Origin of the sequence: Streptomyces sp. S465 (assembly GCF_026898115.1) — a bacterium.
Classification (GTDB): Bacteria; Actinomycetota; Actinomycetes; order Streptomycetales; family Streptomycetaceae; genus Streptomyces; species Streptomyces luomodiensis.
In genome coordinates, this window is record NZ_CP114036.1 from 5,164,361 (window position 1) to 5,177,995 (window position 13,635).

Annotated in this window: 15 protein-coding genes; 6 read left to right on the forward strand and 9 right to left on the reverse strand. The window is 71.4% G+C overall.

Annotation, left to right across the window (positions count from 1 at the left end; genetic code table 11):
• Window positions 1-25: 25 nt before the first annotated feature.
• Window positions 26-1,147 (reverse strand): phosphate ABC transporter substrate-binding protein PstS, encoded by a 1,122-nt coding sequence (gene pstS, locus N6H00_RS21825; protein ID WP_268973494.1) that lies wholly within the window; start codon window positions 1,145-1,147, stop codon window positions 26-28.
• 454 nt (window positions 1,148-1,601) lie between these two features.
• On the opposite strand from pstS, the gene N6H00_RS21830 reads away from it, so the two are divergent.
• On the forward strand, window positions 1,602-2,747 hold the full coding sequence (locus N6H00_RS21830) for a C40 family peptidase (RefSeq protein ID WP_268973495.1): 1,146 nt from the start codon (window positions 1,602-1,604) through the stop codon (window positions 2,745-2,747).
• 328 nt (window positions 2,748-3,075) lie between these two features.
• Here the strand turns inward: N6H00_RS21830 and N6H00_RS21835 are convergent, their stop codons facing one another.
• Window positions 3,076-3,600, reverse strand: a complete 525-nt coding sequence (locus tag N6H00_RS21835) for an O-acetyl-ADP-ribose deacetylase (protein WP_268973496.1) — start codon at window positions 3,598-3,600, stop codon at window positions 3,076-3,078.
• 231 nt (window positions 3,601-3,831) lie between these two features.
• Here N6H00_RS21835 and N6H00_RS21840 point away from each other — a divergent pair, with 231 nt between their 5' ends.
• The gene (locus N6H00_RS21840) at window positions 3,832-5,058 is read left to right on the forward strand and encodes a PP2C family protein-serine/threonine phosphatase (RefSeq protein WP_268973497.1); all 1,227 of its coding nucleotides are present in this window, start codon (window positions 3,832-3,834) and stop codon (window positions 5,056-5,058) included.
• Window positions 5,059-5,215: 157 nt separating this feature from the next.
• Here the strand turns inward: N6H00_RS21840 and N6H00_RS21845 are convergent, their stop codons facing one another.
• The 4 genes from N6H00_RS21845 to N6H00_RS21860 form a co-directional block, all read right to left on the reverse strand.
• Complete coding sequence (locus N6H00_RS21845) at window positions 5,216-5,560, reverse strand: DUF2516 family protein (RefSeq protein ID WP_030837926.1); 345 nt, start codon at window positions 5,558-5,560, stop codon at window positions 5,216-5,218.
• 110 nt (window positions 5,561-5,670) lie between these two features.
• Window positions 5,671-6,390 (reverse strand): hypothetical protein, encoded by a 720-nt coding sequence (locus tag N6H00_RS21850; protein ID WP_268973498.1) that lies wholly within the window; start codon window positions 6,388-6,390, stop codon window positions 5,671-5,673.
• A gap of 19 nt (window positions 6,391-6,409) precedes the next feature.
• Window positions 6,410-6,814 (reverse strand): helix-turn-helix domain-containing protein, encoded by a 405-nt coding sequence (locus tag N6H00_RS21855; protein ID WP_268973499.1) that lies wholly within the window; start codon window positions 6,812-6,814, stop codon window positions 6,410-6,412.
• A gap of 171 nt (window positions 6,815-6,985) precedes the next feature.
• Window positions 6,986-7,882 carry an AraC family transcriptional regulator gene (locus N6H00_RS21860; RefSeq protein WP_268973500.1) on the reverse strand — a complete coding sequence of 299 codons (897 nt, stop codon included), beginning with the start codon at window positions 7,880-7,882 and terminating at the stop codon, window positions 6,986-6,988.
• A 152-nt stretch (window positions 7,883-8,034) separates the two neighbouring features.
• On the opposite strand from N6H00_RS21860, the gene N6H00_RS21865 reads away from it, so the two are divergent.
• Both N6H00_RS21865 and N6H00_RS21870 read left to right on the forward strand, forming a co-directional pair.
• Window positions 8,035-8,829 carry an alpha/beta fold hydrolase gene (locus tag N6H00_RS21865; protein ID WP_268973501.1) on the forward strand — a complete coding sequence of 265 codons (795 nt, stop codon included), beginning with the start codon at window positions 8,035-8,037 and terminating at the stop codon, window positions 8,827-8,829.
• Window positions 8,830-8,932: 103 nt separating this feature from the next.
• On the forward strand, window positions 8,933-9,805 hold the full coding sequence (locus N6H00_RS21870; protein ID WP_268973502.1) for an aldo/keto reductase: 873 nt from the start codon (window positions 8,933-8,935) through the stop codon (window positions 9,803-9,805).
• A 118-nt stretch (window positions 9,806-9,923) separates the two neighbouring features.
• Here the strand turns inward: N6H00_RS21870 and N6H00_RS21875 are convergent, their stop codons facing one another.
• Window positions 9,924-10,550, reverse strand: coding sequence for an NADPH-dependent FMN reductase (locus N6H00_RS21875; RefSeq protein ID WP_268973503.1), 627 nt, complete (start codon window positions 10,548-10,550; stop codon window positions 9,924-9,926).
• A gap of 52 nt (window positions 10,551-10,602) precedes the next feature.
• Between N6H00_RS21875 and soxR the strand changes: the two genes are divergently transcribed.
• A complete protein-coding gene (soxR, locus tag N6H00_RS21880) occupies window positions 10,603-11,064 on the forward strand; it encodes a redox-sensitive transcriptional activator SoxR (RefSeq protein WP_268973504.1) in 462 nt (153 codons plus the stop codon).
• A gap of 19 nt (window positions 11,065-11,083) precedes the next feature.
• Here the strand turns inward: soxR and N6H00_RS21885 are convergent, their stop codons facing one another.
• Window positions 11,084-12,331 carry a GNAT family N-acetyltransferase gene (locus tag N6H00_RS21885; protein ID WP_268973505.1) on the reverse strand — a complete coding sequence of 416 codons (1,248 nt, stop codon included), beginning with the start codon at window positions 12,329-12,331 and terminating at the stop codon, window positions 11,084-11,086.
• Between the two features lie 93 nt (window positions 12,332-12,424).
• Window positions 12,425-13,063 (reverse strand): RsiG family protein, encoded by a 639-nt coding sequence (locus N6H00_RS21890; RefSeq protein ID WP_268973507.1) that lies wholly within the window; start codon window positions 13,061-13,063, stop codon window positions 12,425-12,427.
• A 146-nt stretch (window positions 13,064-13,209) separates the two neighbouring features.
• Here N6H00_RS21890 and dtd point away from each other — a divergent pair, with 146 nt between their 5' ends.
• Window positions 13,210-13,635: a D-aminoacyl-tRNA deacylase gene (gene dtd / locus N6H00_RS21895; protein WP_268973508.1), complete on the forward strand. Its 426-nt coding sequence runs from the start codon at window positions 13,210-13,212 to the stop codon at window positions 13,633-13,635.

A 13,635-nucleotide genomic window follows, 5' to 3' on the forward strand; every position in this document is an offset into this window, starting at 1 on the left:
CGCCACGGCGGAGTCAGGACTCGGGTCAGGAGAGGGTCTTGATGCTCTCGCGGACCTTCGTGGCGATCTCGGCCGGCAGCGGGGCGTAGCCCAGCTCCTTGAGGGAGGTCTGGCCGTCCTCGCCGGCGATGTAGGTCAGGAAGGACTTGGTCGCGGCGAGGGTGCCGGCCTTGTTGCCCTTGTCGCAGGCGATCTCGTAGGTGACCAGGGTGATCGGGTAGGCGTTGGCGGCCTTGGTGTCGTACGCCAGCTCCAGGGCCAGGTCGCTGCCGGTGCCCGCGATCTTGGCCTCGGAGATGGCCTTGGAGGCGTTCTCGACGGTGGCCTGGACCGGGGTGGAGGCGCCGGTGTCGAGGTCGACGGTCTTGATGCTGTTCGCGGTCGCGTAGGACAGCTCGAAGTACGAGATCGCGCCCGAGACCTGCTTGACCTGCGAGGAGACACCGGAGGAGCCGTCGGCCGACTGGCCGCCCTTGCCCTCCCACGCCTTGCCCGGCTCGTGCGGCCACGACTTCGGCGCGGCGGCCTTGAGGTACTTGGTGAAGTTGTCCGTGGTGCCCGACTCGTCGGAGCGGTGGAACGCCTGGATCTTGAGGCTCGGAAGCTTCGCGTCCGGGTTCAGCTTCTTGATCGCCGGGTCGTTCCACTCCTTGATGTCGGAGTTGAAGATCTTGGCGAGGGTGTCCGCGTCGAGGGTCAGCTTGTCCACGCCCGGCACGTTGAAGCCGACCGCGATCGGGCCGCCGACCATCGGCAGGTCGATGGCCTTGCCGCCCTTGCAGACCTTCTCGGACGACTTGATCTCTTCGGGCTTCAGTGCCGAGTCGGAGCCCGCGAAGGCGGTCTTGCCCTGGAGGAACTCCTGGATGCCCGCGCCCGAGCCGGTGGCCTTGTAGTTGAGCTTGGTGTCCGAGCAGGCGGCGCCGTAGTTCTTGATCCACAGATCCATGGCGTTCTTCTGCGCGGACGAGCCCGAGGCCAGCAGCTGCCCCTTGCCGTCGCACTTGATGTTGGCGGCGGCCTTGGAGTCGCCACCGCCGCCCGAGCTGTTGTCGTCGGAGCCACACGCCGAGAGGACGAGGACGCCGGAGACAACGAGGGCACCGGCGGCGATGGCGCGAAGCCGGTTCTTGCGCTGAAGCTTCACTTTCAGGTGTTCCTTCCAGGAGCCGCCGGTGGGGGACGGCGCGGGAAATGGGTGGTGCGCACTTGTGTGTGGTGCTTTTGCGCGTGCGCCGGAGCCGTACTCGACTCACGCTCAGTAGGGCCGAAAGTAGGCAGATCAGGTGAAGCGGCCTGAGGGGGTGAGTTAACGAGCGGTGAACCTCGGCCGTCAGTGTGGTGGCCATGTCACGGCCGGGTCACGGCCAGGTCGCGGCGCGGATGACGCCCTTACGGAGGCCGCGTGAAGCCCGTCCGACACCTGTGCGACACCCGTCCGGTGAACCGGATCGGGGTGGCTGCTGGGGTAACCGCCGCGTGTCTCTGTCGGATTGCGGTACGGCATGTCACTATCCGTCCCTACGTGCCGGTACGTCAGGTCTGGTGCGCGAATGGGGCAGGAGCGCGTACGGCCTGGGCGGAACGAGAGGAGACCGCGGATGAGGCGGGACCGGAGAGGGAGGGGTGTGAGCGTCGCCGCGGCCACCGCGCTCGTCTGCGCGCTGGGACTGTCGGCCGGGCCGGAGGCGGCGTACGCCGCGCCCGGTGATCCGGGGCCGACGCCGGCGCCGGGCGGCGGGGCCGGGGGCACCGCGGCTGGGGACACCGCGGGTGGGGGCGCCGCGACCGGTGGCGCCGCGGGCGGGGGGCAGAGCCTGGAGGACGTCCGTAAGGAGGTCGACGACCTGTACCGCAAGGCGGAGTCGGCCACCGACGCGTACAACCTGGCGCGGGAGAAACAGACCCGCCAGGAGAAAACCATCCTGAAGATCGCACGGGCCGTGGTGAAGGCCCAGAAGGAGATGGCCGGACTGCGCAAGCGGGCCGGGGCGATGGCGCGGGCACAGTACCGGGGCGGCGGTATGCCCGCGGAGGCGCGGCTGTTCCTCAACGGCGATCCGAGCGACTTCCTCGACGGTGTCACGCTCGCGCGCAAGGGTGAACAGGCGACCCACGGCCTGATCGGCCGCCTGGAACGCACCCGGACGGCGCTCGACCGCTACGCCGACTCCGCCTCCCAGGAGTGGGAACGGCTGGACCGGAGCCGGGCGAAGAAGGCGGCGGCGAAGAAGGAGATCCTGCGCAAGCTCGCCGGAGCGCAGCGGCTGGAGTCCCGGCTGGCGAAGGACGAGCGGGAGCGGCTGCGCCGGCTGGAGGAGGACAAGGCCCGCGACGCGCAGGCGAAATGGCTGGACACCGGGATACTGCGGGAGCTCGGCCGCGGCGCCACCGCGACGGGCCGGCGCGCGGTCGACTTCGCGAGGGCCCAGCTCGGCAAGGACTACGTGTGGGGCGCGGTGGGACCGGACACCTACGACTGCTCGGGGCTCACCCAGCGGGCGTGGGCGACGGCCGGCCGGACGATCCCGCGGACCTCGCAGGAGCAGTGGAGGCTGCTGCCGAAGGTGAGCGTGAAGGACATGCGTCCGGGCGATCTGATCATCTACTTCGGGGACGCCAGTCATGTGGGGATGTACGTGGGCGGCGGCGCGATGATCCACGCTCCCCGCCCCGGCCGCCAGGTCACGGTCGCGGGCGCGGGCTCGATGCCGATCCTGGGCGTGGTCCGGCCGGACGCGGGATAACGCGGCCACGGCAGGCCGGGCGGGTCCACGGAAGGAGCTTGGGCCTGCTTGGTCAGGCCTGGTCGGCGTGGTCGGTCAGGTCCGGTCGGCTCGGTGGTCAGGTCCGCTCGCCGCGGTAGGTCAGGCCTTTTGGTCCCGTCGGCCAGGGCCGGTGGGTCCGCTCGGTGCGGTCGGTCTGGTCCGGGACTGGCCCTGGCCCGGTCAGGCCTGGTCGGCCTTCTTGGCCCTGGCCCGGTCAGGCCCAGTCCGCTCGGCCCGGTCAGGCCCGGACCGGTCGATCGGTTCGGGTCGGTTCAGGGCGGGGTCGGTCCAGCACTGGTCGGGTCGGTCAGAGCGGTGGCAGCTCGTTCAGGGCCGTCTCGAAGGCGTCGTACGCGCGCTGGTCTAAGAGGACGAAGCGGGCCTCATCGACGGAGCTGTCCGTCTCGCGGACGGTGGTGAGGGCGATCCGGGCCGCGTCGTCGAGGGGCCAGCGGTAGACGCCGGTGGAGACGGCCGGGAAGGCGACCGTACGGGCGCCCAGTTCGTCCGCGACCCGGAGCGACTCGCGGTAGCAGGAGGCGAGCGTGGCCGAGCGGTCCTCGGATTCGGCGAACACCGGGCCGACCGTATGGATCACCCAGCGGGCGGGCAGCCGGCCGGCCGTGGTGGCGACCGCCTGGCCGGCCGGGAGGCCCTTGCCGTAATGAGACGCCCGCAGGTCACGACATTCGTCCAGAATGTCGGGTCCGCCCCGCCGGTGGATGGCTCCGTCGACGCCACCCCCTCCCAGGAGGGAGGAGTTGGCCGCGTTCACCACGGCGTCGACCGTCTGCTCGGTGATGTCGCCCAGCGCCAGCGTGATGTTCGTCATCCCGGGATTGTCTCTCGGGCCGCCAAAAGGCGCATGACGTGCGGCATATGACAAAAGTCGTTGCCGGAGGTCATTCCGCGAAACGGCCGCCTAGCGCTAAGGTCGGCTGGCAATCTCCGGCGCCCACGCCCTGAGGCCGCTGAAACCGACCAGTCGGTGTGCGTGCCGGAATCCCAGTGCGCTCCACCCGTCGGCGGGGCGTGCCCTCGGGGGGAGGGAAGGAATCGAGCGATGTCCGTACCCGTGCCGAGGCTACGGGAGGCACCGGCCCCGGACGCCGGTCCCGCCACCCTGCCCGACAACGGGCTCACCCTGCTGGTGATCGAGGACGATCCCTCCGGTGCCTTCAACGTTCCCGAGATGCTGGACACCGAGGGTAACCGGCTCCGCATCCGTACGGCCCGCAACCTCACCGAGGCCGGCCGGCTGCTCACCGACGGGGTGCAGTGCATCCTCCTGGCCCTGCCGGGCCCGGCCGACGACGGCGCGGACTCGCTGGCCACCCTGCGCGCGGTGCTGAGGCTCGCGCCCTCGCAGGCCGTCCTCGTCCTCACCGCGGAGGACGACGCCGAGCGCGCCGCCGAGGCGGTGCGGGTGGGCGCCCAGGACTTCCTCTTCCGTGACGAGCTGGACGGCCGGAGCCTCAGCCGCGCCATCCGCTACGCCGTCGAGCGCAAACGCTCCGACCTCGCCCAGCGCCAGCTCACCGAGTCACGACTGCGCGCCCAGGAGAACGCCCGGCTGGAGCGCGGACTGCTGCCCACCCCGCTGCTGGGCGGCTCGGGGCTGCGCTTCGCCGCCCGCTACCGGCCCGGCCGCAGCCGGGCCCTGCTCGGCGGCGACTTCTACGACACCGTCCGCACCCCGGACGGCACGGTCCACGCGATGATCGGCGACGTCTGCGGCCACGGCCCGGACGAGGCCGCCCTCGGCGTGGAGCTGCGGATCGCCTGGCGCGCCCTGACCTTCGCCGGGCTATGCGGAGATCAGCTGCTCGGCACCCTTCAGCAGGTGCTGGAGAACGAACGCGCCGACGACGAGATCTTCGCCACGCTGTGCACCGTCGACATCGCGCCGGACGGCCGCCGGGCCGGGGTGTGCCTGGCCGGGCACCCCTCACCGCTGGCGATCCGCCCGAGCATGGCGCCCCGGCTGCTGCCCACCGAGGAGAACGGCCCGGCGCTCGGCCTGCTGCCGAACGCCCGCTGGCCGCGCCATGAGGTCGAGCTCGGCGGGGCGTGGAGCCTGATGATGTACACCGACGGGCTGATCGAGGGCCGCGTCGGACCGGGGGTGCAGCGGCTCGGCCAGGAGGGGATGGTCGAGATCGTGGCGCGCCAGCTCGCGGAGGGGCGGCGCGGCGAGGAACTGCTGGACGCGACCGTCACCGAGGTGCGGTCGCTGAACGGCGGGGAGCTGACCGACGACCTGGCGGTGCTGCTGCTGGACCGCGGCTGAACCGGCCGCGGTCCGTTTCGGTGCCGTCCGTGACCACGGACCGTCCTCCGTTTAACGCCGTTCAGCGCATCGGAGCCCGTTCAGTGCCTCGGATCTCGTTCAGTGCCCGGTTGACCGTTCAGTGGCCGTTTGGCGGCTAGTGGCCGTCCGCGGCCGTTCAGCGGCCGTTGAAGGGTCCGTAGGGACCGTCGGAGCTGGAGCCGCGGCCGCGCGGCCAGCGGCGGCCGCCACCGGAGACCTGCCGCAGCGCGGGCCGGACGTCGACGACGTACACGATGGTCGCGATGAGGCCGATGATCGGCAGGAAGTCCAGGATGCCCATGAAGAAGTTCACCGCGGCGGCGAGGCCGAGGATGATCAGCCAGAACGCCTTGGTCTGCTTGTCCGCCGCCCGGTAGGCGTCCTCGCGGCGGATCGCCGAGTCGACGAAGGCGAACAGGCTGAAGAGAAGCAGGCCCCAGGAGACCCAGTACATCAACTTGCCGAAGCCTTCCACCAGCACGCCGTCCACCGCCTAGAAGATATGTATGGGAAGCGTCTTTGCGGCCACGGTACCCGCTGTCTGGGCCGGGCACGCAGGGCGTACCCGGCCCGGCCGTGGACGGGAACCCGTCAGCCGGCCGACTTCGGCTCCGGCTTCTTGGCGGCGGGGGCGGGCTTGCCGCCGCGGGCCGGGGCCTTCTTGGCCTGGGCCGCCGAAGCGGCGGGGGAGGCCGGGGCGGCCTGGGCCGGCTGGGCGCCGGCGGAGTTGGCGCCGCTCGACGCGGCCGGCTTGGCCGGGGCGGACTTCGGCGCCTCCTTGGACGGGTCCACGGAGACCGACTGTGCCGGGGCCTTCGCCTGGGCCGCCGCGTTGCCGTCCTTCCGCTCCTCGGGCTCCGCGGGCCGCTCATCGGGCTCGATCGCGCCGGCGATGTCGACGACCTCGTCGGCCGCCTCGCCGCGCCAGGTCCGCACGACCTGCTGGCCGTGCTCGGCCACCTCGTCGTACCGCTCCCGGGCCTTCACGGCGAGCTCGGCGGCCCGGCCCACTCCCTGTAGGGCGAGGTCCTGCGCCGTGTCGCGCAGCCGCTTGAGGTCGGTGTCGAGCGTGCCGAGCATCTCGGTGACCTTGTCCTGGGCCTCCTTGGCCTGCTGGGAGACCCGCTCCTGCACGGCCTTGGGGTCGGTGTTGCGTACCGCGTTCAAACGCTCCGGGGCCTCGGCGACGATCTTCTCGACGAGCGACGGCACCTCCTTGAGCTTCTGTGCGGCCAGATCGGCCGTACCCGCCATGAAGTAGAGCGGGGTCGGGTCGGTGAGGGTCTTGCGTACGTCGTCGGTGATGGCCATGGTGGATGGTCCTCCCGGATCAGTTCGAGGGTGTGGCGACGTCGACGCCGGCGTCGGGGGCGTCGTCCGAGGCGGTCTGGAGCCCGTTCTCCTTGCGGAAGGACTCGTAGATCTGGAGCAGTACCTGCTTCTGCCGCTCGTTGATCGAGGGGTCGGCGAGTATCACGCTGCGCACCTCGGTCTCCGCGCGGTCCCGCTCGTCGAGGATCCCCGCCTGTACGTACAGGGTCTCGGCGGATATCCGCAGCGCCTTGGCCAGCTGCTGGAGGATCTCGGCGCTGGGCTTGCGCAGCCCGCGCTCGATCTGGCTGAGGTACGGATTGGACACCCCGGCCGCGTCGGCCAGCTGCCGCAGCGAGAGCTGTGCGGTGCGCCGCTGCTCGCGCAGGAACTCGCCGAGGTTGCCGACGTTGAGTGATGCCATGCCTCGATGCTGCCGCACGAGCGCTAACTATTGCAAGCATTTGCTTGCAATAGTGGCGTGCGTCATCGCACGGCCCGGTCGGTGTCGGTCCGGTGGGGTGTCCTGGTGCTCTCTCGTCGCCGGATCTCGATCAACGACGTGGACCGGCGGCCAAGCCCATTGCCTGGAGCGTCACCTGCCGCCTGGGTCGGCTGTGCTGTACGCGGCACGCCAGGCAGCGGGGGGCATGGTGGCCTGGCGTCGGAAGAACGTGGTGAAGTTGCCGACGTCCCGGAAGCCGAGGCGCCGGGCGCAGCCGCTGACCGGCAGGTCGGTGTGGGCGAGCAGTCTCTTGGCTTCCAGCAGGATGCGCTGGTCGAGGAATGCCTTGGCGCCCGTGCCGGTGGCGGCACGCGTCGCCCGGGTGAGTGTGCGCACGTCATAGCCGAGTGCCTGCGCGTAGTCGGCCACGTGGTGCCAGTCGGTGAAGTGCTCTTCGACGGCGGCCCGATAGGCGCGGAACACATCGGTATGCCGGCTGCCGGATTCTGCCGGGCCGGTCGGGGCCGGTGTGTCGGGGAGGGCGCGCAGGATCAGTGCCGCCAGCAGGTGGGCGAGCAGTGCGGGAGATGCCAGGCGTGGGGTTCGCGCCGCCGCGCTGTGCTCGCGGCCGAGGTGTTCGGCCGCGAGCAGGGCGAGGGACAGGCGCTGCTGGTCCAGCTGCCAGCAGGCCGGTGTGGTGGCCTCTGCCGAGGTGAAGCCGGGAAGGAAGCCGGGCCGGAAGAGGATCAGCGGGCCGTCGCAGGCGTCGATGTCGCTCCAGCAGTGCACCATGCCCGGCCGGATCCACACCGCGCTGCCTTCCGATAGCCGGTAGCCGTGGAAGTCCGCTTCATGGGCGCCGGTTCCGGAGCCGACCAGGGCGAACACATGGAAGTCGGGACGCTGCGGCTGTACGCGACGGCGGTGGATGTCCATCGCACGCAGCGCGGCGAAGTCCAGGACCTCCACCCCGTACGCCGATCCGACGGCAGGCAGATAGCGCAGTTGCCGAACCGCGCTGTGTCCGTCGACGTGTCCGTTTTCCACAAGGAGTGTGTTCCTTTCCGCTACGGCGTGGACACTCCCTCGCCTACCGTCGGAACCGATCCTGATCAGCAGGTCAGGTTACCGGTTCTTACCGGTTCACAGCTGCGGCAGGACGGCGGGAGCCGCCTTCCGCAGCCGATGGGAAAGGCGCGATGATGACGGAAACGACAATGACGGTCCCGGTGGCGGGCGGGTCCCTCGACGTGCGCGTAGCAGGCCACACCGGACCGACGCTGGTGTTCGTCCATTACTGGGGCGGCTCCGCCGACACCTGGAACGGTGTGCTCGGCCACCTGCCGCCCGGCCGGGCGACGGTCCGCTTCGACCAGCGCGGCTGGGGCACCGCACAGGCACTGCCCGGCCCCTACCACCTCGACCAGCTCGCCGATGATCTCGTCCGTGTGGTCGAGACGTGCGTGTCGGGGCCGTTCGTCCTCGTCGGCCACTCCATGGGCGGTAAGGCGAGCCAGCTCGTCGCGGCCCGTCGGCCGGCCGGACTGGCCGGCCTGGTACTCGTCGCGCCCGCGCCACCGCAGCCGCCCGCCATGGTGACCGAGGAGTACCGGCAGGGCCTGTCACACGCCTACGACTCGCCCGAGACGGTGCGGCACGCCCTCGACCAGGTGCTGACCGCCACACCGCTGTCCGAGGCGGTGCGGGCCACCGCGGTGCGCGACAGCCTCGCCGCCGGCGCTGAGGCCCGGCGGGAGTGGCCCCTGCGCGGAATCGCGCAGGACATCACACGCGCCGCACGGGACATCGAGGTCCCGGTGATGGTGCTGGCCGCGGAGAAGGACGTGGTGGAGCCGCCGCACGTGCTGCGCGACCACCTCCTGCCCCACATCCCGCACGCGACCCTGACGACCGTCCCTGACGCCGGCCACCTGCTCCCTGTGGAAGCCCCCGGTGCGGTCGCGACGGCCCTCGGAGACTTCCTGAACGTGTAGTCGGCACGTGTGATCGGCATGTGATTGGCACGTGCAATCGGAACGTGCAGTCGGGGCCGCATCCGAACTTGTCGTCGGGGCGAAAAGGTGCGCATGCTGCCCCATGACCTCATCCTTCACTTCGCCCCCGTCCTTGATTCCGTCCTCGTCACCGGCCGACCGGCTGGGCTTCGGTGCGATGCAACTGCCGGGGCGCTGGGCCGGTCCCGTCGTCGAGCGGGCGACGGCCGTGGCGGTCGCCCGGCGGGCCGTGGAGCTGGGTGCCCGTCATATCGACACCGCCGCGTTCTACTTCTCCGCCACCGAGCGGGCCAACGACATCCTGCGCGAGGCCCTGCGTCCGTACCCCGCGGACGTCACCATCGCCACCAAGGTCGGGCCGCTGCGCACCGCGACGGGGGAGATGTACGCGGAGGCGCGGCCGGAGCAGATACGGGGGCTGGTGGAGGAGAACCTCCGACAGCTGGGCGTCGACGTGCTGGACCTGGTGTACCTGCGGGTCGGGCGGCTCAAGGCGGTGGGCGGGGTGCCGATCGGGGAGCGGTTCGCCGCCCTGGCCGCACTGCGGGAGGAGGGTCTGGTGCGGCGGCTCGGGGTCAGTAACGTGAGCGCCGAGCAGCTGGCCGAGGCCCGCGCGATCGCTCCGGTCGCGGCGGTGCAGAACCGGTTCGGGGTGCTCGACCAGGCGGACGGGGCGCTGGTGGACGAGTGCGCCGCGGCCGGGATCGCGTACCTGCCGTTCTTCGCGCTGGGCGGCGGCCACACCACCCTGGCGGACGAGAACCTGCGGAAGGTCGCGGAGCGGCACGGCGCGACGGCGCATCAGATCGCCCTCGCCTGGGGGCTCGCCCGCTCGCCCGCGATCATCCAGATCCCCGGCACCAGCTCCCTCGCGCATCTCGAGGAGAACATGGCGGCGGCGCGGATCGCCCTGGACGAGGACGACATGGCGTTGCTGGAGCCGGTGACGGGCTGACGGTGACGCCGTCGGTCAGGTGTCCCACGCGGCCTGGGCCGACTGGACCGGCTGGGCTGCCTGGCCGCGGCCCGGCCGCGCCGTGACGGGGCGGCGCCGCCGGTGCCGTCAGGTGTCGTCAGGCGCCGTACGGGTGCGTGGCGCGGGCGGTGCGCAGGGCCTGTGCCCACCAGGCGAGCTGGTCGAGCATCGCCTTGGCGGCGGTGTCCGGACCCTCGGGGTCCTTCAGCCGGCCGTCCGGGTCGAAGAGCCCACCCGCGTTGTGGAAACTGACCGTGTCCCGCACGGTCACGGCGTGGACCTCGGCGAAGACCGGCCGCAGATGCTCGACCGCGCGCAGCCCCCCGGAGATGCCGCCGTAGGAGACGAAGCCGACCGGTTTGGCCTGCCACTCGGTGAAGTGCCAGTCGATCGCGTTCTTCAGGGAGGCGGGGTAGCTGTGGTTGTACTCGGGGGTCACCACGGCGAACGCGTCGGCCCCGGCCAGCCGGGGGCTCACGGCCTCCAGGGCCGTGAGCTCGTCGGGGCCGGGCCGGTGGGTGAGGGACGTGGGCAGCGGGGTCTCGGCCAGGTCGACGATGTCGACGGTCATATCGGAGCGGAGCCTCGCGCGGTCGGCGAACCAGCCCGCGACCTTCGGCCCGAAGCGGCCGTCGCGGGTGCTGCCGACGATGACGGCGAGCCGGATGGGGGAGTCGGTGCCGGTAGGGGAATCGGCCGTGGATACGGCGGTTTCAGTAGCCATGGGAAGAGCCTCGGAGTTAAACAAAGGTTGAAGTCAAGCTACTGTCGGCGGTATGACGCAACTGACCTGGAAAACCCATGAGCTCACGGTCGGCGAGCTCTCGCAGCGCAGCGGGGTCCCCGCCTCCGCGCTGCGCTTCTATGAGCGCGAAGGGCTGATCCACAGCCGCCGTACCTCCGGCAATCAGCGCCGCTACACCCGCGATACGCTCCGCCGGGTCGCCTTCGTCCGCTCCTCGCAGCGGGTCGGCATCCCGCTGGCGAGAATCCGGGAGGTGCTCGCCCTCTTCCCCGAGGACCATGTCCTGACCAAGGAGGACTGGGCCCAGATCTCGGAGTGCTGGCGCTCGGACCTCACCGAGCGCATCGAACAGCTGGAGAACCTCCGCGACCGCCTCACCGACTGCATCGGTTGCGGCTGTCTGTCGATCGACACCTGCGCGCTGGCGAACCCGTACGACAAGCTCGGCGAGCAGGGCACGGGCGCGCGGCGGCTGCTCAAGTCCTCCTGCTGATCGCCGGGCGCCCTGGGCCTCAGAAGACATCGGGGCACCAGGGGCGGCGTGGTGTCCGCAGCAGCCGGTCCGCCAGCGCCGCGGCACCCGGGCGCTCCTCGGTGATCCGGCCCAGCGCGGCGAGCCGGACCGCCGACTCGTCGCCCAGCCACAGGGTGCCCAACTCGCCTATGTCCATGGTCAGATCGGCCGTGCGGCCCGTGGTGGCACAGGCGGCGCCGCTGGGGCCCGTCTCCAGGAAATAGCGGCCACCGGCCAGCCCGGTCTCGTCGCGCAGCTCGAGCACCAGCGAGCCCTCGACCGGGTAGGTACGGGTCTTCAGCAGCCGGGGCACATCCAGCGGGCGCAGCCACAGCCAGTCGGCGTGCGTGGTGACCTGGGCCGCGCGGGGATCGCCGAGCAGCAGCGGAAGCAGATCGTCCGGGGCGCGCCGGCCGGTGTTGACCCGGGTCACCCAGTCGACCGAGAGCAGGAAGTGCCACAGCGCCCGCTCGGCGGCCGGGGTGACTCCCGTCAGCCCGAGCACGGTGGCGGTGTTGTGCGGCCGCTTGTTGCCCTCCCAGTGGTCGTCGGCGGTGTAGGCGAGCAGTCCGTCCACCGAGTCGTCGGGGGAGCGGTAGAGGACGTAGAACGGCTCGGTCCAGGGCTGGTGGGGGAACTGCCGCTGACCGGTGTTGATCTGCCACCAGAGGTCCGGGCGGTCGATGACGCCGTGCTGCCGGGCGCGCAGCCGCTCATGCAGCGCGGGGCCGAGCTCCCGCACCTCGTCGGCGTCGGCGAAGTCGACCCGGCCGCCGTCCACCGGGGCGGAGTGGCGCGGGTCGAGACCGGCGCGGACCACGTCCACCTGCCATTCGGTGACCCAGGTGGCGGGGCCGAAGCCGTACCGCCCGTAGATCGGGTACTCGGCCGCGATCAGGGTGGCCACCGCGTCCCCCCGCTCCTTGGCGGCGCGCAGATCGTGCTCCATCATCCGGCCGAGCAGCCCCCGGCGGCGGTGCGTGGGCGACACCGTGACATTGCTGATCGCGTCGGCGGGGACACCGGCCCCGCCGACCGCCGTCAGCCGCTGGGCGAAGCTGCGGAACGTGGCGACGCAGCGATCCCCGTCGAAGACCCCCTGCGTACGGCTCAGGTCTATCTGGCCGCGCCGCAGCTCCACCTCCTCCTTCGACGCCTCGGGCGGACGCAGGAAGCCCGCGTTGAGCGCGCGGGTCCAGTTGGTCAGATCGGAGTCGGCGAGTGAGGTGCGGAGTTCGACGGCCATGCGCACACGCTAGGCGTCCGCCGCCATCGGCCGCACACGGATTTCCACAGCCTGTGGATGAAGTCGTTTCATCACACCGCACCCAGCGGATGGCTAGGCGAGCAGGTCGTCCACCTGCGCCTCTCCCTCGCGGTATCGGCGTGCGATCTCAGCGCTGCAGTCGTCCGCCGCCCGCTGGAGCTCCTGCCGCCGCCGCGACACCTGCCGCTCATGGCCGACGAGGCGGGCCATCGCGCCGTGCAGCTCCTCGTCCGTACGGGCCCGCAGGTCGGAGAGCCCGACCTCGGCCAGCATCTCCTCGGCCAGCCGCTCGTACTCCGCGCTGTGCGGTGTCCCGAGCGTGACGTGGCGGGCCGAGGAGCGGTGCCGCGAGGGGAGGTCCGCGAGGATCTCCGGCAGCCGGTCCACCAGCGCGGCCGGCGGCCGTTCCGCGGCCGCCGCGGGCGCCGGGTCACGGCGGTGGCCCAGCTCGGCGCGGAGGATGTCGATCCGGCCCTGGAGCAGTCTGCGCAGATAGCTCAGATCCGCCTCCTCGCGCTGTGCCACGCGGCGCAGCGCCCGCAGCTCCGGCAGGCGCAGGGCGTGCAGACCGCTCGTCGCCGCGGACGCGGGGGTCACGGCCGGCGCCGTGACGGCGGCGGAATCGGCCCGCCGCCCGCCGCGCTGGCTCGGCGGCCGTGCCGGCAGCAGACTCTCGGTGGCCAAGGGCTGCCCGGTGCCCGGTGTGATCATTGGTGTCCGTCCCCTCCTGCGATGCGTCGTTCCCGCAGTTCCTGCCCGCTTGCACCGCCTGCACGCATCGTGCCACCAGTGATGCTCCCCGTGCAGCGGCTCTCCACCCGATCGGCCCCGGATGGACGCACGGCATGATGGTCGGTATGCGTGCTGTGGTACAGAGAGTGGACGGGGCGAGCGTCGTCGTGGACGGCGAGACGGTCGGCGAGATCGTCGGCCAGGGGCTGTGCGTGCTGGTCGGGGTGACGCATGACGACACTCCGGAGAAGGCGGCCCAGCTCGCCCGCAAGCTGTGGTCGGTAAGGATCCTCCAGGGCGAGAAGTCCTGCTCGGACCTGGCCGCTCCGCTGCTGGTCATCAGCCAGTTCACGCTCTACGGCGATGCCCGTAAGGGGCGCCGGCCCACCTGGAACGCGGCGGCGCCCGGCGCGGTCGCCGAACCGCTCGTCGACGAGGTGGTGGCCGAGCTGCGGAAGCTGGGCGCGCAGGTGGAAACGGGCCGGTTCGGAGCGGAGATGAAGGTCTCGCTCACGAACGACGGCCCGTTCACGGTGCTCATCGAGGTCTAG